The sequence below is a fragment of the Mycobacterium sp. ELW1 genome, assembly GCF_008329905.1.
Taxonomy (GTDB): domain Bacteria; phylum Actinomycetota; class Actinomycetes; order Mycobacteriales; family Mycobacteriaceae; genus Mycobacterium.
In genome coordinates, this window is sequence record NZ_CP032155.1 from 5323213 (window position 1) to 5344702 (window position 21490).

General features: G+C 67.3%; 20 protein-coding genes and 1 tRNA gene. 9 read left to right on the plus strand and 12 right to left on the minus strand.

The features are described 5' to 3' along the window. Positions 1 to 35 precede the first annotated feature (35 nt). Positions 36 to 107 (plus strand) — tRNA-Thr (locus tag D3H54_RS25475). Between the two features lie 205 nt (positions 108 to 312). On the opposite strand, the gene D3H54_RS25480 is transcribed toward D3H54_RS25475, so the two are convergent. Continuing rightward, positions 313 to 1404: a GGDEF domain-containing protein gene (locus tag D3H54_RS25480; protein WP_149382307.1), complete on the minus strand. Its 1092-nt coding sequence runs from the start codon at positions 1402 to 1404 to the stop codon at positions 313 to 315. Between the two features lie 126 nt (positions 1405 to 1530). Here D3H54_RS25480 and D3H54_RS25485 point away from each other — a divergent pair, with 126 nt between their 5' ends. Beyond that, a complete protein-coding gene (locus D3H54_RS25485) occupies positions 1531 to 2553 on the plus strand; it encodes a phosphotransferase family protein (protein WP_149382309.1) in 1023 nt (340 codons plus the stop codon). After that, positions 2550 to 3314 carry an SDR family NAD(P)-dependent oxidoreductase gene (locus tag D3H54_RS25490; RefSeq protein ID WP_149382311.1) on the plus strand — a complete coding sequence of 255 codons (765 nt, stop codon included), beginning with the start codon at positions 2550 to 2552 and terminating at the stop codon, positions 3312 to 3314. Before D3H54_RS25485 ends, D3H54_RS25490 begins: the two co-directional genes overlap by 4 nt. Here the strand turns inward: D3H54_RS25490 and D3H54_RS25495 are convergent, their stop codons facing one another. Genes D3H54_RS25495 through D3H54_RS25505 form a run of 3 tightly spaced genes read right to left on the minus strand, consistent with a single transcriptional unit; the run spans position 3315 to position 6219 of the window. Continuing rightward, on the minus strand, positions 3315 to 3893 hold the full coding sequence (locus tag D3H54_RS25495; RefSeq protein WP_149382313.1) for a TetR/AcrR family transcriptional regulator: 579 nt from the start codon (positions 3891 to 3893) through the stop codon (positions 3315 to 3317). Then, positions 3890 to 4900: a zinc-dependent alcohol dehydrogenase family protein gene (locus D3H54_RS25500; RefSeq protein WP_149382315.1), complete on the minus strand. Its 1011-nt coding sequence runs from the start codon at positions 4898 to 4900 to the stop codon at positions 3890 to 3892. The genes D3H54_RS25495 and D3H54_RS25500 overlap by 4 nt, the downstream gene beginning before the upstream one ends. After that, complete coding sequence (locus D3H54_RS25505; protein WP_353620039.1) at positions 4897 to 6219, minus strand: acyl-CoA dehydrogenase family protein; 1323 nt, start codon at positions 6217 to 6219, stop codon at positions 4897 to 4899. Before D3H54_RS25505 ends, D3H54_RS25500 begins: the two co-directional genes overlap by 4 nt. Positions 6220 to 6233: 14 nt before the next feature. Between D3H54_RS25505 and D3H54_RS25510 the strand changes: the two genes are divergently transcribed. Then, the gene (locus D3H54_RS25510) at positions 6234 to 7265 is read left to right on the plus strand and encodes an NADPH:quinone oxidoreductase family protein (RefSeq protein ID WP_149382317.1); all 1032 of its coding nucleotides are present in this window, start codon (positions 6234 to 6236) and stop codon (positions 7263 to 7265) included. Positions 7266 to 7274: 9 nt separating this feature from the next. Here the strand turns inward: D3H54_RS25510 and D3H54_RS25515 are convergent, their stop codons facing one another. After that, positions 7275 to 8021 (minus strand): DUF2127 domain-containing protein, encoded by a 747-nt coding sequence (locus D3H54_RS25515; protein ID WP_210419767.1) that lies wholly within the window; start codon positions 8019 to 8021, stop codon positions 7275 to 7277. A 267-nt stretch (positions 8022 to 8288) separates the two neighbouring features. Between D3H54_RS25515 and D3H54_RS25520 the strand changes: the two genes are divergently transcribed. Continuing rightward, complete coding sequence (locus D3H54_RS25520) at positions 8289 to 10043, plus strand: Ig-like domain-containing protein (protein ID WP_149382321.1); 1755 nt, start codon at positions 8289 to 8291, stop codon at positions 10041 to 10043. Here D3H54_RS25520 and D3H54_RS25525 read toward each other — a convergent pair. Further along, entirely contained in the window at positions 10040 to 10495 is a 456-nt protein-coding gene (locus D3H54_RS25525; protein ID WP_149382323.1) for a hypothetical protein, read from the minus strand. The two genes, D3H54_RS25520 and D3H54_RS25525, sit on opposite strands and share 4 nt — an antisense overlap. 120 nt (positions 10496 to 10615) lie before the next feature. Between D3H54_RS25525 and D3H54_RS25530 the strand changes: the two genes are divergently transcribed. Both D3H54_RS25530 and D3H54_RS25535 read left to right on the plus strand, forming a co-directional pair. Next, positions 10616 to 12247 carry a S53 family peptidase gene (locus D3H54_RS25530; RefSeq protein ID WP_149382325.1) on the plus strand — a complete coding sequence of 544 codons (1632 nt, stop codon included), beginning with the start codon at positions 10616 to 10618 and terminating at the stop codon, positions 12245 to 12247. A 2-nt stretch (positions 12248 to 12249) separates the two neighbouring features. Further along, positions 12250 to 14133, plus strand: coding sequence for a zinc ribbon domain-containing protein (locus tag D3H54_RS25535; RefSeq protein ID WP_353620059.1), 1884 nt, complete (start codon positions 12250 to 12252; stop codon positions 14131 to 14133). A gap of 10 nt (positions 14134 to 14143) precedes the next feature. Here D3H54_RS25535 and D3H54_RS25540 read toward each other — a convergent pair whose 3' ends face one another. From D3H54_RS25540 to D3H54_RS25555, 4 genes are all read right to left on the minus strand, one after another. Continuing rightward, positions 14144 to 14470: a hypothetical protein gene (locus D3H54_RS25540; RefSeq protein ID WP_149382330.1), complete on the minus strand. Its 327-nt coding sequence runs from the start codon at positions 14468 to 14470 to the stop codon at positions 14144 to 14146. Positions 14471 to 14578: 108 nt separating this feature from the next. After that, on the minus strand, positions 14579 to 15253 hold the full coding sequence (locus D3H54_RS25545; RefSeq protein ID WP_149382332.1) for a GAP family protein: 675 nt from the start codon (positions 15251 to 15253) through the stop codon (positions 14579 to 14581). An 82-nt stretch (positions 15254 to 15335) separates the two neighbouring features. Continuing rightward, positions 15336 to 16637, minus strand: coding sequence for an ammonium transporter (locus D3H54_RS25550; protein WP_149382334.1), 1302 nt, complete (start codon positions 16635 to 16637; stop codon positions 15336 to 15338). A gap of 96 nt (positions 16638 to 16733) precedes the next feature. Next, positions 16734 to 17234 (minus strand): DUF427 domain-containing protein, encoded by a 501-nt coding sequence (locus tag D3H54_RS25555; RefSeq protein ID WP_149382336.1) that lies wholly within the window; start codon positions 17232 to 17234, stop codon positions 16734 to 16736. Between D3H54_RS25555 and D3H54_RS25560 the strand changes: the two genes are divergently transcribed. Further along, positions 17225 to 17677, plus strand: coding sequence for a YkvA family protein (locus tag D3H54_RS25560; RefSeq protein ID WP_432246407.1), 453 nt, complete (start codon positions 17225 to 17227; stop codon positions 17675 to 17677). The two genes, D3H54_RS25555 and D3H54_RS25560, sit on opposite strands and share 10 nt — an antisense overlap. A gap of 104 nt (positions 17678 to 17781) precedes the next feature. Next, positions 17782 to 20100, plus strand: coding sequence for a xanthine dehydrogenase family protein molybdopterin-binding subunit (locus tag D3H54_RS25565; protein WP_149382338.1), 2319 nt, complete (start codon positions 17782 to 17784; stop codon positions 20098 to 20100). Here the strand turns inward: D3H54_RS25565 and D3H54_RS25570 are convergent. Together D3H54_RS25570 and D3H54_RS25575 are read right to left on the minus strand one after the other, a co-directional pair. Beyond that, complete coding sequence (locus D3H54_RS25570) at positions 20097 to 20579, minus strand: (2Fe-2S)-binding protein (protein WP_149382340.1); 483 nt, start codon at positions 20577 to 20579, stop codon at positions 20097 to 20099. The genes D3H54_RS25565 and D3H54_RS25570 overlap by 4 nt on opposite strands. Further along, positions 20572 to 21447 (minus strand): FAD binding domain-containing protein, encoded by an 876-nt coding sequence (locus D3H54_RS25575; RefSeq protein ID WP_149382342.1) that lies wholly within the window; start codon positions 21445 to 21447, stop codon positions 20572 to 20574. Before D3H54_RS25575 ends, D3H54_RS25570 begins: the two co-directional genes overlap by 8 nt. Positions 21448 to 21490 lie beyond the last annotated feature (43 nt).

Consider the following 21490-nt stretch of genomic DNA (forward strand, 5'->3'; position numbering starts at 1 on the left):
CTGTTAGACGGTTCGGGCCGTCCCGGGTCGGCCACGCCTCCTTAGCTCAGTGGTAGAGCAACATACTTGTAATATGTAGGTCATCGGTTCAATCCCGATAGGGGGCTCTCGCGGCGGAGTCATACATGCTGGTAATGGACTGTTTTGGGCGCTTGAGCAACCGTTCCGGACAGTATCCCACGGCGCCCCCAGTGAGATTGCTAGCAAACATTTGCTAGTACGACTGGCCGTTGGCGTAGCGTTGTCGCCGGTAGTAACGCCCTCTGCCGCGCGCCACTACCGTCGGCAGCGGTATGCCAACGGCCAGGCGTACTAGCCGTCGCCCGACGCCATGACGACCCGATTCCGCCCGCTCTGCTTGGCTTGGTAGAGCGCGCCATCCGCGGCCTGTAGGAGATCTTGCGGTGAAGTGATGTTGGCGTCGGTGGCCGCGACGCCGATGCTGATCGAGATCGGGCGCTTGGGCCACGGCGCACGCTGCACGGCGCGGCGGAACCGCTCGCCGAGCACGAACGCACCCTTGCAGGTGGTTTCGGGGAGCACGACCGCGAACTCCTCGCCGCCGTAGCGGAACAGCGAATCGGAGACCCGTAGTTCGGATTGCAGCAGACGGGCAACCCCACGCAGCACCTCGTCACCGGCCGGGTGTCCGTGGATGTCGTTGAATGCCTTGAACAGGTCGACGTCAATCATGATCAGTGACAACGTGGTGCCGCGGGTTTGCGCCCGCATGCACTCCTCGTCGAGAGTCATGTCGAACGAGCGGCGGTTCTTCACTCCGGTCAACACATCGGTTACCGATTGAGACTCCAGGTGCACCCGCACCTTCTCGATGTCGCGCTGATACTCCTGCAGCAGTTCCACGTACTTCTCCTGGTCCAGCACCGCCTGCTCCAGAGTTTCGATGCTGCGGCGTAGCTCAAGCTGCACGATGATCTCGCGGGACAGAATCGCCAGCGCCTCCCGCTGTGTCTCGCTGAGAGTTCGCGGCTGACGGTCGATCACGCAAATCGTGCCCAGCGCCTCACCGGTCGGCGCCACCAGCGGCGCGCCGGCGTAGAAGCGGATGTGCGGGTCGCCGGTGACCAAGGGATTGGTCGCGAAGCGTTCGTCGGCGGTGGCATCCTCCACGGTCATCACGTCATCGGGATTCATGATCGCGTGGGCGCAGAACGCCTGCGAACGCGGAGTTTCGCTGACCCCGAGACCGAAGTCGGCTTTGAACCATTGCCGATCCTCGTCCAACAACGAGATGAGCGCGATGGGCGTGCCGCAGATGGCCGACGCCAACTTGACGAAGTCGTCGTAGGCCTGTTCCGGCAGCGAGTCCATGATGTTGTAATCCGCAAGGACATTCAGTCGCTCGCGCTCGTTGGCTGGTATCGGAAAAGCGGCCTCTGACATGTGCTCCCCCATAGCTTCTTGACGCCAGTCACTGATTTCGCACAGCTACCCCCGCCAGCAGGATCCTAACTCGATAGTGGAACGTAGTCGGTGACAACGCCACTACCCACGGTGTACAACCCATAGGTGGTGACCGACTTCGACGTCCCGCGCTTCAGCGCGTGGCTGGCCGAGGTCACGGGCCGACCAGCCGACGTAGAGGTGACGCCGATCCGCGGCGGCGGCAGTTGCGAGATGTTCCGCGTCGACCGGCTCGGCGAACCGTGGGTGGTGCGCCGCGCCCCCGTCGCCGCGGTGTCCGCCACCGCCCATCAGGTCATCCGCGAAGCACGCATCATGGAGATCCTGGAATCACAGGGCATTCCAGTGCCAAGAGTATTGGCGCACACCGAAGACCCCGCCGTACTCGGCGCACCCTTCTTCGTGATGTCCTTTGTCGACGGTGACGTCATCCGCCGCGACGGGCTGCCCGAGGCGCTACGACGAGACCCGAGGTCTCAGGACAGGATCGGTGAGCAACTCGTCGACACCCTGGCGCAGTTGCATGCCGTCGATTGGGCATCAACCGCACTGGCCGAGATGTCTCACCCGGACGGCTTCCTCGACCGGCAGGTGGATCGCTGGCTCGGCCAACTCGATACCTACCGGGTCCGCGATCTGCCCGACGTCGACGACCTCGCCACCTGGTTGCGCACCAACGTGCCGAAACACGGCGATCTGACGGTCATGCACGGTGATTACAAGGTGGACAACGTCATCTGGGCCCCTGACGCACCACCGCGCATCGCCTGCGTCGTGGACTTCGAGATGACCACCGTCGGCGATCCGCTGATCGACCTCGCCTGGGCGATGATCTTCTGGCCGGAAGAGGGCAACCCCATCGCACTGGCCGCCCCCGGCACCCCGAACGGCATCCATCCCGACCACTGCCAAACACCGGAACAGCTCGTGCAGCGTTACGCACAGTCGACCGGCCGCGATCTGTCCGATTTCACCTGGTACCAGGTGTTCAGCGCGTGGAAGCTCGCCATCGTCTTGGAGGGCTCCTACGCCAAACATGTTCGCGGCCAATCCCGCAACCCGGTCCACGAGGTCTTCGGTGCGATCGCCGACAACCTGCTCATCCGCGCTCGGAGGTTCGCCCGATGACCGATCCGCTCTTCGACGTATCCGGCCGCGTCGTGCTGATCACCGGGGGTAGCCGTGGGCTCGGCGCCGCCATGAGCGTCGGCCTCGCCGAGCGCGGCGCCAGAGTCGTCATCGCCAGCCGCAAACTGGCCTCCTGCGAAGATCTGGCCGATCGCATCACCAGCCACGGCGGCGAAGCGTTCCCGCTGCAATGCCACGTCGGCGACTGGGAAACCCTCGACGCCGTCGTCGACGCAGCCACCGCGCGCTGGGGCCGTTTGGACGGCTTGGTCAACAACGCCGGGATGAGTCCGCTGGCCCCGTCATTGCTCCAGACGTCGGAAACGTTGTTCGACAAGGTGATTGGTGTCAATCTCAAAGGCCCGACCCGCCTCACCGCCCTGGCCGCCAACGCCATGGCCGACACCGGTGGCGGCTCGATCGTCAACATCAGCTCGCTCGCGTCGGTGAAACCCACCCCCGTCGCGCCGATCTACGGCGCCGCCAAATCCGGCCTCAACGCACTCACCAAAGCGACAGCGCTCGAGTTCGCCTCCGCCGGGGTGCGGGTCAACTGCATCATCTGCGGAACATTCGACACCGACGCCGCATCGGGCTTCGTCCGCAACCCCGACACGCTGCCCGACGTCGTGAGGCCGATCGCACTGGGGCGGGTCGGCCGACCCGAAGAGATCGTCGGCGCCGTGGTCTACCTGCTGTCCGATGCGTCCAGCTACACGACCGGCTCGTTGATGACGATCGACGGTGGCGTAGCCGGATAGTCAGCTGTCGCGGCGGATACCCTCGATGAGGTAATCGATGTGCAGCGAAAACAATTCGTCGATCTCACCGGCCGTCACGCCATCGGGATGGCTGCCGGCCAACCGATGACGACCCACCGGCACGTCCAGGGGTGGATGGTCCATCGCGACGAAGCCCACCGTCGCCCAGGTCAGCAGTCGGCAGGCCCGTACCGCGTGGTCGCGCGACATCCCGTTGCGGCGCATGCACTTCAGCAGCGGCCGGGACGCTTCCAGATATGCCGGTCGCTTCACCTGGAGGAAGAGCCTGCTGTCGGCGGCTTCGGTGAGCCGCTGCCGCAATTGCGAAGTCCAGCGCCGCGCATAATCCGGCCACAACTCCTCATCGAACACCTCCGGCGCCAGGTCAGCCAGGAAGTGGTCCGCCACGGCAGCCAGCAGGGCGTTCTTGTTGCCGATACGGGCATACACCGGCGGCGGCGTCACCCCGAGCCGGCCGGCCACACTGCGCATGCTGACCGCGTCGAGCCCACCCTCGCGGAGGATGTCGACCGCGGCCGCCACGATTTGTTCTGGCCGCAAGTCGATTTCACCGGTCATGAGATCCTCAGCGCGATCTTGCCGACATGTTCACCGGCCTGTAGCACGCGGACGGCCTCGCCCACCTCGGTCCAGTCGAAGACATGGCTGATGTGGGGCGTGATCCTGGCGGTCGTGATGAGTTCACAGAGTTCGACGAAACTCAACACGCTCCCGACGGTGATGCCGATGACGCGAATGTTGTTGAGCATCACCTCGGCGACCGGTATGGGTGCGGCGTCGAACCCCGTGAGCACACCGATCACCGCGACGGTGCCACCCATCCGAGCGGCCCGCACCGAGTGGGCCAGCGTCTCCGGGCCGCCGAGGTCGACCACCAGATCCGCGCCGCGTCCTCCGGTGATGCGCTTGACCTCGTTCTCCCAGTCCGGCGTGGCGCGGTAGTTGATGAGGTGCGCCGCGCCCAGGGCAGATCCGATCTGGAGCTTCTCGTCAGACGATGAGGTCACGATGACCTCCGCACCGAGCGCGTGCGCGAACTGGACGGCGAACAACGACACGCCGCCGGTGCCCTGCGTGACGACGACGTCGCCGGGACCAATACCGGCCTCCAGCAACGCATTCCACGCGGTGACTCCCGCGCATGGCAGGGTCGCCGCTTCGATGTCACTCAAATGCGTTGGCGTCGCGACCAGCCCGTCGCTTGCCGCGATGCGGTACTGCTGCAACCAGCCGTCGCCGCTGTCGCCGGGCAGCTCGGCCTTGGCCTGCGGAGTAGGCGGACCGTCCTGCCAGCCCGGGTGGAAGACGCTCATCACGCGGTCGCCCACCGAGAAGTCGGTGACGTCAGGCCCGATCGCCACGACCTCGCCCGCTCCGTCGCTCATCGGGACACGAGGCCACTCACCCCAGATCAGACCGGCCAGATTCACCATGTCGTGATAGTTGACGCTCGACGCGCTGACCTTCACCAGTACTTCACCCGCGCCGGGATGTGGCACCGGCCGCTGCTCCGGTTCCGGCGCCGCCCCTTGCGCCGCCATCACCATCGCCGTGTAGGTGCTCATGCGATTCCCGCTTCCTGCCTCAACTGTTGCCACTTCTGTTGCGCCGCAGGGCGACGCGACGGCAGATGTTCCCTCGGCCACCCGTCGACGGGTTGGTACTTCTTCAGCACATGCCGGGCCAGCACCGACTTGTGCAGCTCGTCAGGGCCGTCGCCGATCGACCCGAACCGGGTGATCCGGTACCACTGCTCGACGGGCAGATCACCGGAGTACCCCAGCGCTCCGCACACCTGAATCGTGCGGTCGAGCACCGCGAGTACGACCTTCGACACGTGCGCCTTGACCATGCCCAGGTCGGCGCGCACCGCACTGGCCCCCAGCCGATCCATCTTCCAGGCGGTATGGAACGTCAACAACCGCGCGGCCTGAATTTCGGTGTGCGACAACGCGATGTAGTCCTGAACCATCTGGTGCTCACCGAGGAGGCGCCCGTGCGACTGCCGCGATACGGCACGCTCCCCCATGATGTCCAGTGCGCGTTGCGCCTGCCCGAGCCAACGCATTGCGTGGTGAATCCGTCCACCACCGAGGCGCTGCTGGGCCAGCAGGAAACCCGCGCCCCGCTGCCCGATCAGATGATCCCCCGGTACCCGGCAGTCCCGGAACATCACCTCGGCATGGTTACCGCGCCGGCCGTACTCCGGGTCGGAGTGCGCCATCGTGGGAATCTCCCGGACGATCTCGAGTCCGGGCGTATCGGTCGGCACCACGAAGATCGACGCGTGCCGGTGCGGCCGTTTGTCGGGGTCGGTCTCGGCCACCACCAGGATGATGTCGGCGCACGACGCGTTGGTGGTGAACCACTTGTGGCCGTTGATGATCCAACTGTCGCCGTCGGCCACTGCCGTCGTGGCGATGACGGTCGGATCGGCGCCGGCCAGGAACGGCTCCGTCAGGGCGAAGGCACTCGAGATCTCACCACGCAGATTCGGGAACAGCCAGCGTTGTTTCTGCGCCTCGTCGGCGCCGTGGGCAAGCAGCTCCATATTGCCGCTGTCCGGGGCCTGCACACCGAACAGCTCCATCGACATCATGCAGCGGCCGATGATCTCCGACATCAGCGCCAGTTTGAGTTGTCCGCCGCCGGTACCGCCAAGAGCGGGATCGAGGAACATGCCCCAGAGTCCCTGGGCTTTGACCCGCTCCTGCAGATGACGCTTGACCGCCTGCCATTCCTCGGCCGGCAGCTCGGACAGGATCGGCTCCAGCGGGATCACGTCGGCATCGATGAACTCGCGCATCCACGCCAGCTGCTCGGCGAACTCGGGGTCGGTTTCGAAATCCCACGCCATGACAGCCCTTCCGCCGAGTCGGATCACAGTGTAATCATGGTGTGATCGTCGAGCGCAACGCCGCGGAGGTCGGACCGATGAGAGCGTGGCAGGTGCACGGCCCCGGCGAGCCCGAGGCCGTCTTACGGTTGGTGGAGCGCGAGGTGCCCGCCCCCGGGCCTGGTCAGGTTCGGGTCCGCGTCGCGGCGGCCGGAATCGGCCTGCCCGACGTCCTGATGTGCCGCGGCACCTACCCGCTCACCCCTGCCGTGCCCTTCACCCCCGGGCAGGAGCTGGCGGGCACGGTCACCGCGGTCGGTCCTGGAGTCGACGTCCCGATCGGCACCCGCGTCATGGGCGTCAGCGATTTCATGAACGGCAACGGCTCGTTCGCCGAGGAAGCGCTGGCGCCGGCGACGTCGATCGTCCCGGCACCCGCGGCACTCGACGATTGCGCCGCCGCCGGCTTCTGGATCCCCAATGTCACCGCGTGGACCGGCCTGGTCGATCGCGGGCAGCTGCGTGCCGGGCAGCGTCTGGCGGTGCTCGGCGCAGCCGGCGGCAGCGGCATCGCCGCCGTCCAACTCGGTAAGGCGTTGGGAGCCACCGTGATTGCGGTGGTCGGCGACCAGAGCCGTGCCGAGTTCTGCCGGTCGTTCGGCGCCGACCACGTCGTGGTGGCCAGAGACGACGCCGCCGACGACGGGCGTCCCCTGGCCCAGGCCCTGCGCGAAATCAGCGACTGGCTTGGCGTCGACATGATTTTCGACCCGGTCGGCGGGGCTCAGGGCAGCAACGCGATGGGCGCTCTGGCCCGCCACGGCCGGCACCTCGCCGTCGGTTTCGCCAGCGGTAGCTGGCCGACGGTTGACGTGCAGATGATGGCGGTCACCAACACCACATTGGTGGGTGTTCTCGCCGCCCCGGAGTCGCGCGAGCACACCGAGTACGTGCTGCGCTGCCTCACCGGACTCCTCGACCGCGGCGCCATCGGCGACACCGTCGGCACGCGGTGGGCTTTCGACGACGCTCCCGCAGCGCTCGCGCGCGTTGCCGACCGTGGCCAGCCGGGCAAGTGCGTCCTCACCCTGTGAGCACAGCGGTCAGGCCACGGCAGCCCGTTCGACGTCGAGCAACTGCTCGCCACGCCGTTCCTCGTCATAGGCTTCGCGGCCACCGCGCAGGCCGAACAGGCGCTTGGACACCAGCAGATAGATGACCGCGGCCACGTTGATGACGAATGCTCCCCCACGGGTGAACGTGACCCCCTTGACCAGGAGGTCGTAGACCTCCAGCGGCAGGAAGATCGACGTCGCGACCACGGCGAAGTACTCACCCCAGCGCGACAGCAGCCACAAACCGACGCCCTCGATCAGCTCCAGCAGCGCGTAGACGAGCAGCGCAACGAATACCAGCATCAGCGTGCTGGGCTTGGTGGCCAGCGCCTTCTCCAACTCGTGCACGGCGGTCATCTGGTCGACTCTGATCCCCGACGCCCGGAGCAACGGCAGGTCGCGTTCGACGGCGGCTTGGATCGAGCCCCGCGCGCCACGGAACTGCCACACCGCCCACGCGGCAAGCACGATCAGCAGCGCCCGGACCCACCGCTCCACCGCCAGGGCCCGCACGATGATCGCCTGCCGCAGCGCGCTGCCGCGAAGGATCAGCGGGGCGTGGTCGGCGGGGCCGCGGCCATGGGGAGGTCCGACGACGAACTCCCCGCACCGCAGGCATCGCCACACTTCGCCGAGTCCGGTCGTCCCACTCAACCGCTCGGCGAGGGCGGCGTCGTCAGGTGCGTAGGTGACGTGCCCCCGCCGCGCGCAGGTGAACAGTTCCCAGCGGTTCATACCGCGGGGTGAGTTCGCAGCCGCGCGCTGCTCCTTCGATGTCGCCACCGATCCATCATGTCGCTTCACCATGTCAACTACCTGGGGCTGTCACGATCGGAGCGAACTTCGCGCCCAACCGCTCCCCAAAGGCGCCGACTTAGCTTAATATTCGCTGAGAAAGCAAACGGGTACACGGCCGCACCTGCGGTTTGGCACCCACATCGGGGGGTTTGCCTGAAGTCCGCCGACTTCACCGGCAACAGATGACACGAAGGCGGTACTTCCATGGCAAATGTCCAGCGTGGCGCACGAGCTGGTGCGGCCGCCGTCGCATTGGGCCTGTCTCTGGCGTGGCCGACCGTCGCCATTGCCAGCGCCGACAGCCACGACCAGGATTCATCCTCGGTATCGGCCGGCCCGGCAAAGGCCAGTAGCGGAACTGCGAAATCGGCCCGCACGGCCAAGCCCAGCCAGGACAGCGCCGCATCGTCGTCGACGAAGACGTCGTCTGCCGCCGCCGGCAGCACTCGCAAGCCCACGTCAGCGGCCCGCGTTCACGCCAGCACCCCCGCCGCGACCACCGTCGAGAAGCCCAAGGCGCAGTCCAGCCGCTCGGTCTCCGATGCCACATCCGTCGCGAGCACCGAGAGCACCCCGGCGCAGACGACCGACAACCAACAGCCGGCCACGAGCTCCGCCGCCCAAGCCGTGACCGCCACCCCGGCCGTGACCGCCACGACGACGTCGACGATCACCGCCTTCCGGGTGCCCACGGCCAACGCCTCCCCCACCGATGTGTTGACCGGTCTGGTCGGCTCGGTGCAGGGACTCTTCGAGGGCGCGGCCCTGTTGGTGCGCCGCACGTTCTTCAACGAGGCACCGAAGGTCACCCCGGTTCAGCTAACCGGTGAAGTCACCGGGGCGATCACCGGCAAGGTCGGCGCAGCCGATCCTGAAGGCGACCGCCTCGTCTACAAGGTGACCCAGCAAGGCCACTACGGCACAGTCGCCGTCGACGCCGCGGGCAACTACACCTACACCCCGAACGACCCAGGCGCCAACATCGTCGACTCGTTCGTGGTCTCGGCCACCGACACCGGGCCGCACATCAACCTGCTCAACTGGTTCCGGACCTCCAGCACCTATGCGGCCGGCTCGATCTACCAGGAGCCTGCCGGCACCCCGAGGATCACGTACACCTTCACCTACGGGAACGGCTCGCAGTTCTGGTCGAGCGCGGCGCGCGCCGAGTTGGCGGCGACCGCCATCTACCTGTCGAGCTATTTCGAGCCGCAGCACAACGTCACGGTCACGTATGCGGTCACCGGCCAGTACTCGCTGGCGGGCGCGACGCTGGCATCGGCGGGCAGCGACCTGATCAGTGACAGCGGCTTCGCCTCGACCGTGGTGCAGAACAAGATCCTCACCGGCGTGGACTCGAACGGCTCGGCCGCTGACGGCACGATCGACTGGAACTTCGGCTACGGCTGGGGCTACTTCGCCACGGTGCCCGCGGGAAGCTACGACTTCCAGTCCACGGCGATGCACGAACTGCTGCACACCTACGGCTTCCTGTCGGTCGTGGACAAGGCCGGCAACAACACTGTCGAGAACTGGACGGTCTTCGACAGCCACATGGTCGACAAGAACGGGAATTCGGTCTTCAACGGCACCACGTTCAACACCGCCTACAACCCGAACCTGACCGGCGGCGTCAGCAACGGCATGTACTTCGGCGGCGCCAACGCGATGGCGGCCAACGGCGGGAACCCGGTGCCGCTGTACAGCCCGAACCCGTGGGAGTCCGGCAGCTCGATGTCGCACCTGAACGACGACTTCTACACCGGCGCCAACGAGAAGCTGATGAACGCGTCATCCGACACCGGGCTGGGCGTGCGGACTTTGAGCACCATCGAGATCGGCATCATGAAGGATCTCGGCTACACGATGGTGTCGTCGTCCCCGACCGTCGCGGTGCTGTTCGTCGGCCTGATGCTCGTCCGCCGCCGCAGGCAGCGGACGGCCAGCAGCACCGTCTAGTTATTGCTGCTCGGGCAGGACAGCGTCAGGAAGACAGTGGTGTTGGCCGGCGGGTGGTCGCCACGCAGCCCGTCGACACCGATGATCTTGCATGCCGACAGCGTGCTGTTCTTGTCGCCGTCGCCGATGTTGACCTGAACCAGGTACCCCTGGCTCTGCAGCGCCAGAATGCCGTCCGCAGCGTTCTGGTTCTGATTGAACGCCCGCGGCGGCATCGGGAGGACACCCTTCTCGGTGGGAGACGGTGCCGGCTTGCTGGTCGAGGCGCTGCTCGAGGTGGTGGACGACGGGCTCTCCTTGGACGACTGGCCGCAGCCCGCTGAAAGACCCGCTACCGCAATGACTGCCAGAAAGCCGCCGGCCAGCGTGAGCTGGCGAGACATCGTGACCGACCCATTAATGCCGTGCTTGACCATGCCGCAAAACTTATCGGCCTGCGCAGAACCGGCCAACCCGATCAGCCCATTCCCGCGGCCGCGTCAGGAGATGTTCGTCCGCACGCAACCTTCCCGACATCACCATCCGATCGCGCCGCCGCTGATAGTCTCCGACGAATCGGGGGTGCGGCGACGATGCCCATTGGGTCAATCCGGATACGAAGCGCCAGTCGGGCGAAGTGGATCTCGCTCGTCGCTGTCGCCGCGACCCTTGTCGCCCTTGAGTATTCGCTCACCCCGCCCGACCGGACACCAGCACCGCCCGGCACCATCAGCGGTCCGTACGCGTCGCTACTGTCGGCATCCACCGACCTGGGTCCATCCGGCGCCAGTCTGGTCCAGCTGGTTGCCGGGCTTCGAGACGATTCCCGACCCGCAGCGCTGATCGGCTGGGCGCAGCAACAGGGATTGTCGGTGCGCTGGCGCCCCGGTGACCGCTGGGCCACGCTGACCGGTGCGGCCACCGCGGTCGGCCGCGCGTTCGCCGTCGCCGTGCACGACTTTCGCGGCCGGACCGGCCAGGTCTTCTACGCCTCGCCGCAGCAGCCGACCGTCCCCGCGCCCATCCTCGGCGACGTAACCGAGCTCGGCCGGATCCTCGGATACGTCCCGCACAACGAATCGGTACCCGTCATCGTGCCGCTGGACGTACCCGATCAGGGCCTGGGACCGGCCGGGTTGCTCCGGACCTACAACGCTGCGCCGCTGCACGAAAGCGGCTACAGCGGCCAGGGCTCGACGGTTCTGGTGTTCGCCTTCGACGGGTTCGACCAAGAAGACCTCGACATGTTCGCGTCCGCTTTCGACTTGCCCAAGTTCACCCCAGAGCTGCTGGGCGACATGCCATCTCAGCGCAGCGGCGAAGCAACCATGGACCTGGAAGCCATCCACGCCGTGGCCCCCGGCGCCAAGAAGGTGCTGGTCAACGCCCGAGGCACGGTGTCCGGCGACGCCACCTATCAGAAGATCGGCGCCTTGATGGAGGAAGCGGACCGTCGGTATCCCGGTGCGATATGGAGCTTTTCGATCGGCTGGGGATGCGACAAGATCGCGACGGCAGCCGATCTGATCCCGGCCCGTTCGGCACTGCGCGCCGCACTGCGGCGCGGCACCACCGCGTTCAACGCCAGCGGCGACCTCGCCGGGCTGGAGTGCAAGGGCGGCCACAACTGGGCCTCGCCACCGTCGCCCGACGACGTCGGCCTGGATTCGGTGGCCTCCCTGCCGGAGATGACCGATGTCGGCGGTACCACGCTGTCCACCGACGCCGACGGGCGCTGGCTGGCCGAGCAGTCGTGGTTCGCACCCGCGATCTCCCACGGCACGGGCGGCGGAGTGTCCAACCTGTTCGAGCGCCCACCGTGGCAGACGGAGCTACGCGTGGCAGCCCCGCCCGGGCGGCGGCTCACCCCGGACATCGCGGCGGTCGCCGACCCGTACACCGGTGTCCGCATCGTCTTTCGACGCCAGCACGTCATGGGTGGCGGCACCTCCCTCGCCGCGCCGATCTGGGCCGGGATGACCGCGCTGATGAACGACTATCTACGGCGCAACGGAGGCGGCCCCATCGGCGAGCTGAACCCGCTGCTATACGAAATCGCCCAGGGCGCAAGGCTTCCCGCTTTCCGCGATGTCACTCTGGGCGGCAATGCCGTCGACGACGCCGGCCCCGGCTACGACCTCGTGACGGGCCTCGGAACTCCGGATCTCGACCATTTGGCATGCGACATCCTGGCGCTGCAGAAGTGCGGTGTCGGATGCGGGTGAGCATGGCGTGCCCGGCGTGCGGCACCGAGGTCCCCGCCGGGGTGTTCTGCGGCTCCTGCGGCGCACACCTGAATCCGCAGCCGGGAGATGGCCCGCAGTGGTTACGGCCGCGCGCGTTCTGCGCCGCGCCCGACGAGCACGTGTTGCGGCCCGCGATCGCCAGTTCGTTGTTTCCGCACCTGTCCCAATTCTCCCGCACACCGTTCAATCTGGGACTGGTCCTCATCGTTGTGGCGATGGCGGTCGCCGTCCAGTTGGCTCTGCCCGGCGCGCTCGTGACGGTCTCGGCGCTCGGCCTGCCACTGCTGTTCGCGATCTACCGGCACCAGTCGGGGATCTACCGCGACATTCCGCGCAGTTCGCTGGCGATCACCGTCGTGATGGGCATCGCGATGGGTGTCGGCTGGGTGTTTCTGACCGGCGATCTGGTGATCCGGGAAACCGGTGCACCATTCGATGCCGGCATCGCCGGGCACCGAGTGCTGCGCGACGGCCTCGGGGTCGCCGAGGGTGGCGCCCTGCTGATGATGATTCCCGCCGTTGTGGTGCGGCTGCTGCGGCCGGGAGCTCGGGAATCGTTGAACGGCTTCGTGATAGGCGTTCTCTCAGCCCTGAGCTTCACCGCGGCGGCGACATTCACCCGGCTTGCACCACAATTCGCGGCTGCCACCGTCGCCAAGAACCGGCCGGTGGAGTGGCTGCTGGTGGAAGCCGGTATCCGCGGGCTGGCCATACCGCTCACTGCGGCCTGCGCCGGCGGATTGATCGGTGCCGCACTGTGGTTCAAGCGCCCCGCCGGTGCCGTCAGGTTGCGGCGGTCGCTGGTGGTTGCCGCGTTGACGGTCTTCGGGCTCATCGTGTTGGGGGTCTATGCGATCGTCGGGATCACCGACGTCGCGGGCCTTGCGCAGGAGAAGATGCTCGCCCTGCATATCGCGATGGCGCTGGTCGCGCTGCTCGCACTGCGACTCGGCCTGCAGCTCACCCTGCTGCACGAGCAGCCCGATCCGGTCCACAGTGCGCCGCTGCTGTGTCTGCACTGCCGAAACGTGGTGCCCGAGATGACGTTCTGTCCGTCATGCGGCGCGGCCAACCACGCATCGTCGGCCAAGTCCCGAGCCGACCGGCGCGCAGTCACCCCGCAGGCAGGAGCGCGGGAGGACCCGGCGGCCGACGTCTGGCCGGGCTACTCGGTGGATGCGCAGACATACACGTCACCGCCGTTGCCTCGCACGTCGAGCGCCCGCGTGTTGGGCTCGTGGCTGCTGGTGGTCGTCGTGATCACCACGCCGCTGATCGCACTGTCCGCGAGCATCTCCGAGCCGGCTGTCGTCTACAACTGCCCGCCGGATTGTGGTCGGCCGCCCACCGGAACGCCGGTCGCGGCGCTGCCCAGATTCACCGCTCCCGACGGCCGGTTCTCGGTGTCCTACCCGGCACCCGGCTCGGCCTATGACCTCTCCTTCGCCGACAACGGTGTGACGGCACGCTTCACCGGCGGCGACGGCGGCACGATGAAGCTGTGGGCCATACCGGCCGGCGGAAAGTCGGCCAGAGAGGTCGCCGAGGAGTTCCTGGCGGCGCGCTATCCGGACGCCCGAACGGCCTACGAGATCCCGAACGCGATGGTCGGCTACCAGTTCGGCTACGGCGAGGTCGCCGACATTTGGCCGCAGGACGGCGATGCCAGTTACCGGCATCTGCGGTTGGTGATCCTGGTCGCGGTCAAGCACGACCTGGCGCTGGTGGCCGGCGCTATCGGCCCCTACCGCGAGTTCGGCCCGACGTTCGGCCCTGGCCGGCCGGCCAGCGCGAACCTGGAATTGGCGATGGACCTGGACAAGTACGTCAACAGTTTTTCCTGGCAGGGCGACCCGCCGCGGTGACGTCCGGCGGCTAGTCCGTCGGGCTGTTGTTGCTCGGCGGGCACGACATGTCGACGTAGACCGACTGGAATTGTCCAGACGGCGAAGGCCCCGACACAGTTGGGTGGATTCCGGTCACCTGGCACGCCGACTTCTCGCGCTCGTCGAGGTAGCCGGCATCCTTTCCGACCCCGTTGAGTACGACGATGTAGCCCCACGCCTGCAACTGACCGATCGTATCGCCGGCGTACGGCCCGAAGCTGGGGCTGTCGGCCTGCGCGACGTGAGATCCCAGTACGGCAGCCGCGACCCCGGTGCCGGCCAGACATACCTTCAGCGCTACTGCTGTGAGAACCATCGTTAGCCCCCTTAACGAAACCTGAACGAAAGGTGAACTACAGGTTAACGACAGGAAGCGCACAGGTGGCTCGTTTGACCAAGATGTATACGCCGACTTTGTCGAGGGTCAGCGGCCGGCAAGTCCGGTGAGCAGCAGCACCGCGCCGATGACCACCAGCGCAACCGCGCTGATCTCGGCTTGGCGGCGCTGTATCCACGCCCGCAAGCGCTCCAGCGATCGGTCGAACCGCGTCGCCGCCACGGCATGGGCCAGCACCGGCAGCAGCGTTCCCGAACCCGCCACCACCACGAAGTACCCCACCGCCACAGCCTGACCGGCCACTCCGAGCGTGGCCGCGTCGATCGCCAAACCCGCTGCGGCACAAGCGACGATGATCTTCGGGTTGAGAACTCCGAACGCCAGTCCGATCGCCGCGGTGCGGGCCGGGGACCACCTGCCGATGGCGTCGAGCCAATGCGACGATCGCACCGCCTTCTTCCGCCGCAACCACAGCCACCCGCCGGTCACGATCAGCACGGCGCCGCCGATGAGCCGTAGCCGCAACTGCCAGACCGACGATGTCTCGGCCGAGCCGCCCAGGAGTCGGGGGACATTCAAGAACAGCACCGTCAGTACCGTCAGCCCGCTCACCCAGCCGACCGCGAACGCCAGTCCGGCGGCGCGGGGCCGCGCCGAGTACAGCACCAGCAGCAGAGCCGGCAGTATCGAGATCGGTGAGAGCGCCACCACCAGAGCCAGTGGAATCAGCTCGGCGGACACCGCACCCCAGTCACCCGACACCCATCACCTCCGGTCAGCAGCGCCAAGTTACGCAGTCCGGGCCGCCGGCGACAGCCTTGCGCGCAGCGTAATTCGAGAGCGGTCAGTCCTCGTCGGCGGCGTCGGATCGCGGCCTCGGGTCGCCGAACAGCGGGCGCCGCAGTGGCTGATGCCCGTGAACGCCCTCGGCGTACGCGGTTTCGGCGTGCTGGGTGAAGTCCACGCCCGCGGTCTCGTCTTCGGGGCTGAGCCGGAAGCCGATGGTCCGGTCGATGAGCTTGGCCAGGGCGAACGACATGATGAACGCGTAGGCCGCCACCACGACCATCGCGACCGCCTGCTTGCCCAATTGAGCCAGCCCGCCGCCATAGAAGAGGCCCTGCGGGCCGCCGGTCATCACCGCGGTGGCCAGGAATCCGATCAGCAGCACCCCGACCACGCCGCCGACGAAGTGCACACCGACCACGTCGAGCGAGTCGTCGTAGCCGAACCGGAACTTCAGACCGATCGCGAATGAACACACGACGCCCGCCGCCACCCCGACGATCGCGGCGCCGAGGGTGTTCACGGTGCCGCACGAGGGTGTGATCGCGACCAGCCCTGCGACGACGCCGGAGGCCGCGCCGAACGTCGTCGGCCTGCCGTCACGGATCTGCTCGACCGACAACCAGCCGAGCATGCCCAGGCAGCCGGCCACCAGCGTGTTGAGGAAGATGGCCGCCGCCGTGCCGTTGGCGGCCAGCGCGGATCCGGCGTTGAAACCGAACCAGCCGAACCACAGCAGTCCGACGCCCAGCAGTACGAAGGGCAGGTTGTGCGGACGCATCGCGTCGACCTTGAATCCGATGCGCGGACCCAACACCAGCGCCAGCGCCAGCGCGGAGGACCCGGAGACGATCTCGACGACCAGGCCGCCGGCGTAGTCGAGTACCCCGAGCTTGAACAGCCAACCGCCGGGGGCCCAGACCCAGTGCGCGACAACGGCATACACCACGATGGACCAGACCGGAACGAAGATCATCCAGGCGGCGAACTTGGCCCGGTCGGCGATCGCGCCGCTGATCAGCGCTGCGGTGATGATCGCGAAGCTGAGCTGGAATGTGGAGAAGAGCAGTTCGGGAACCTGGCCGTGCACGGTGCCCGGGTCGATTCCGGCCATCCCGATGTGGGACAGGTCGCCGATCACTCCGCCGAGGTTGGTTCCGGAGAACGCCAGCGTGTAGCCGAACAGCAGCCAGGCCACGGTGACGAGGGGGATCGCGATGAAGCTCATCATGATCATGTTGAGCACACCGGTGGTGCGGACCATGCCGCCGTAAAAGATGGCCAGTCCCGGTGTCATCAACAGGACGAGCGCTGTGCTGGCCAGCAGCCACGCGGTGGCGGCAGGATCGATCGCTTGCAAAGTCCGGCTCCTTCGACGGTCCCGACGAGAATGTCGGCGCGAAGTTTCGGCGGTGCGGCGATCATGTTTCGGGCGTGTTTCGACGGCGCGCGAACCTCACCACCCCATGGAGCCGGGGATTCCTTTGAACGGACCGACCACCCGGCTGGTGATCCAGCCGCCGTAGAACCCGCCCGGTTGAGGCAATACCGTTTCGCCGTCGACGGTGCACCGGTCGACCATGCTGGCCATCACCGCGATGGCGCCCGCGATCTCGGCGAACGGAGGGGTCGGCCGGGGATAGGTCCACGCCGCCCTGGGCGCCACCGCATCGCCGGCCACCAGGTCGTAGTAGCGCGCCTGGCCTTTCCACTCACACATCGACGCTCCCGGTGCATCGCGCAGCACACCGTCCGCGAAGGCCTCGCGAGGCAGGTAATAGGTCGGTGGGTGACTGGTCTCGAGCACTCGCCAGCTGCGGGTGGTGGATGCGATCACTCGGCCGCCGAGTTCGACGGTGATCGCGCCGGTGAACGGCTCCAGGCGGGGTGGACGCGGGTAATCCCAGACTGATTCCTGGCCGGGGCCTGGTTGTTCCGGTGTCGGCCATGGGTTCATACCTCGACGATACGAAGATGGACGGCGTGATGGGCGACTGGTGGCTGATCCCGGTCTCGCTCGCCACCGCCCTGGTCGTGGCGTGGGTGGTCCTGGCGATCACGCTGTGGGTGGCCAAACCCGACCAGGTCGGCATCACCGACCTGCTTCGCCTGCTGCCCGACACGGTGCGGTTGCTCAAACGCCTGGCCGCCGACCGGCAGCTGCCGCGCCGCATCCGGGTCGTTCTCGCCGGCGTGCTGATATTTCTGGCCTCGCCCATCGACCTGATTCCCGACTTCATTCCGGTGCTCGGCTACGCCGACGACGTGATCATCACCGCCCTCGCCCTGCGTTGGGTCACCCGCGCCGCGGGGCCCGGGGCGCTGGCGCGGCACTGGCCGGGGACGCCCGACGGTCTGGCCGCGCTGCGCCGCGTGTGCCGGTTGCCCGACCCGGTTTGACCATCCCTCGGTGACGATCGCGACCTCCTTGGGTACGCTCTGCTGAGCGACTGCTTAGCGGCTGTCGTGATCCGGCTCGCCGACGACGCATTGGAGCGAACGCCATGGCCGCACCAGCCACCCGTTACGCGGGAACCCGTGTCCCGCGAGTCGAGGACACTCGCCTGCTCACCGGGCACGGCACCTATGTCGACGACGTCGTCCGGCCGGGCATGTTGCACGCCTGCTTCGTCCGCAGCCCGTTCGCGCACGCCCGGATCAACCACATCGACACCTCGGCGGCCGTGGCCATGCCCGGTGTGCACGCGGTGCTCACGGCCGCCGATCTCAACCACGACGTCCACGAGGCCTGGCATGCGGTGGCGGGCAAGGACGTCGCGGACACCCCGCGCCCGCCGCTGGCCGAGGGTGAGGTGAAGTTCGTCGGAGACCCCATCGCGATCGTCATCGCCGAGAACCGCTACCTCGCCGAAGATGCCCTCGAACTGATCGACGTCGACTACGAGCCGCTGCCCGCGATCGCCGATTTCACCAAGGCCGTGGGTCACGAGGCGGTGGTTCACGAGGCCTACCCCGACAACGTCGCCGGCGGACTGGCCGGCGCGCCGCCCGACGAAGAGGCGTTCGCCGCGGCCGCCTATGTCGCCGACGAACGGATCTATCAGCAGACCCATGTGCCGGTGCCGATCGAGACCCGCGGCCTGGTCGTCGAATGGATCGCCGCGACACAGGAACTCACCGTGTGGGCCTCCACCCAGACGCCGCACGAATTGCGCGCCTTCGCCGCACGACTGCTCGGCATCCCGGCTCAGGGCGTGCGGGTGATCGCGCGGGACACCGGCGGCGGCTTCGGCCAGAAGGTCGTCCCGATGCGCGAGGACATGTGCATTCTGCTGGCTGCGCGCAAGGTGTCCGCACCGCTGAAATGGATCGAGGATCGCCGGGAGAACCTGATGTCCGCCGGGCAGGCCCGCCACGTCGACGGCCGCGCGCGGATGGCATTCGACGCCGACGGGGCGATCACCGCCGTCGACATCGATTTCCTCCAGGACATCGGGGCCTACCCCACCCCGTACCCGGTGCTGACGACCGCCGCGATCGGGATGTTCTTCCCCGGACCCTACCGGGTGCCGAAGTCGAGCTTCAATTACAAGACGGTGTTCACCAACACCAGCGGCCTGGCCGCTTACCGCGGACCCTGGCAATACGAAACCCTCACGCGGGAAATACTTCTCGACATCGCGGCCCGCAAGATGGGCATCGATCCGGTCGAGCTGCGCCGCAAAAACCTGCTGCGCCGCGATGAGATGCCGTTCTTCAACCCCAACGGCATGCCGTACGACCACGTCGCGCCGATGGAGACCTTCGAGCAGGCCGTCAAGATCCTCGACCACGAAGGCTTCCGCAAGGAGCAGGCCGAGGCATTGGCCCAGGGCCGCTACCTCGGTCTCGGATTCTCCGCCTACATCGAGCCGACCGGCGCGGCGACGGGACACCTGGCCACCGAGGGCTGCACCGTCCGGATGGAGCCGACCGGCAAGATCAACGTGTACGTCAACGGCGGCTCGAGCGGCAACAGCATCGAGACCACCGTCGTGCAACTGACAGCCGACGCGCTGGGCGCCGACATCGCCGATGTGTCGACCATTCAGGGTGATACCGCGGTGACGCCATACGGCGCAGGCACCCAGGGCAGCCGCAGCGGACCGATGACCGCAGGCGCGGTCAGCGAGGCGGGCTCGATCCTGCGTGGCCAGCTCGTGGCGATGGCAGCGCATGTGCTCGGCGTCGACGAGTCCGACGTCGAACTCGCGAACTCCCGGGCCAGTGTCAAGGAAGACCATTCGAAGAGTGTCAGTTTCGCCGATCTGGCTTACCGCTCCTACTACGAGCCCCAACAGCTCGCGCCGGGGATGGCGGCCACGCTGGAGGCCACCGCGCGATTCACCTCGCAGACGATGATCCACTGGGCCAACGCAACTCACGCCTGCACCTGCGAGGTGGACGTCACCACCGGCCGGGTCACACTGACCCGCTACATCGTCAGCGAAGATGTCGGCCCGATGATCAACCCCAATATCGTCGAGGGGCAGATCGCCGGGGGAACCGTGCAGGGCATCGGCGGCGCACTGTTGGAGAACCTGGTGTACGACGACGAGGGAAACCCGTTGTCCACCACGTTCGTCGACTACCTGCTGCCCACCGCGACCGAGGTACCGCCGATCGAGTACGGCCACGTCGAGGTGCCCGGCCCCGGCGTCGGCGGCTACAAGGGATGCGGCGAGGGCGGCGCCATCGGCTCGACCCCCGCCGTGATCAACGCGATCAATGACGCCCTTGCCCCGCTCGGGGTGACGGTCACTACGTTGCCGGCCACGCCCTCGCAGATCGTGGCGTTGATCGACGCGGCCGCGACCGCTTAGGTTGCGGCCGCGCCGCTTTCAGCGGCTTGGTGCACCGCGTTGACGATGCCCTGATAGCCGGTGCACCGGCAGAAGTTGCCCGACAGGCCCTCGCGGATCTCCTCATCGGTGGGATGAGGGTTGTCGCGCAGCAGCGCGGTGATCGACATGACGAATCCCGGTGTGCAGAAACCACATTGCAGGCCGTGACAGTCACGCAGGGCGGCCTGCACCGGTGACAGCTCACCGTCGGCCGAGGCCACCCCTTCGACCGTGGCGACCTCGGCATCCTCGGCCTGCACCGCGAACACCAGACACGATCGAACCGCGGCCCCGTCGAGCAAGACCGTGCAGGCGCCGCACGAGCCGTGCTCGCATCCCAGGTGGGTCCCGGTCAGGCCGCACCGCTCGCGCAGGAAGTCAGCCAGGGTCAGCCGCGGTTCGACGGTGGCCTCGTAGTTAGTTCCGTTGACGGACAACCGAATCGGACGTTCATGCATCGAAAGCCTCCTTTACCGCAGCACGCCAGGCCTGCGCGGCCATGGCCGCGCCGACCTTTCGCCGGTAGTCGGCCGAGCCCTGCAGGTCGGCCGGAATGTCGTCGAGTCCACTCATCGCGAGCTCACCGATCTCTTCGGCGGTGATGTCGCCGACCGGGCGTCCGGCGATCGCCGCCTCGGCGACCGAGGCGCGCCTCGGTGTTGCGGACAGTCCCAGCAGTCCGATGGCGCTGCGCCGGACCTTGTCGTCGTCGTCGAGTTCGACGGCGGCAACAGCGCCGGCGATCGCGAAATCGCCATGGCGACGGGCGAACTCCTCCACCGCGAAGCCGCACCGGCCGGACCAGACCGGGAAGCGCAGACCCACCAGCACCTCGTCGGCTTCCATCGCGGTCTCCCACACCCCGGCGAAGAATTCGCCGGCCGGGATCTCGCGTCGCCCGGATGCCGACACCACCTCGATCGTGGCGTCGAGCGCCAGGGCCACTGCGCCGTATTCGGCGGCCGGATCGGCATGGGCGATCGACCCGCCGATGGTGCCTCGGCTGCGAATCTGGAAGTGCCCGATCAGCGGCGTGGCCCTGGTCAACAGCGGCACGCTCGCGCGCACCCGCTCGTCGGCGCCGACCACCGCGTGGGTGGTGCCACCGCCGATCCACAGGGAATCGCCGTGGGCCTTGATGCCCTTCATCTCCTCGAGGCGCGAGATGTCGATCAGGTTGTCGAAGAACGCCAAGCGCATCGACAGCATCGGAACCAGGCTCTGTCCGCCACCGAGGAGCTTGGCGTCGTCGCCGAATTCGCTGAGCATCTGCGTCGCCGCGGCGACGCTGTCGGGCCGGTGATAGTCGAAGGGCGCCGGCTTCATCGGCGGCCGCCGCGGCTGGTCATGCTAAGCATGTGCTCAGCAT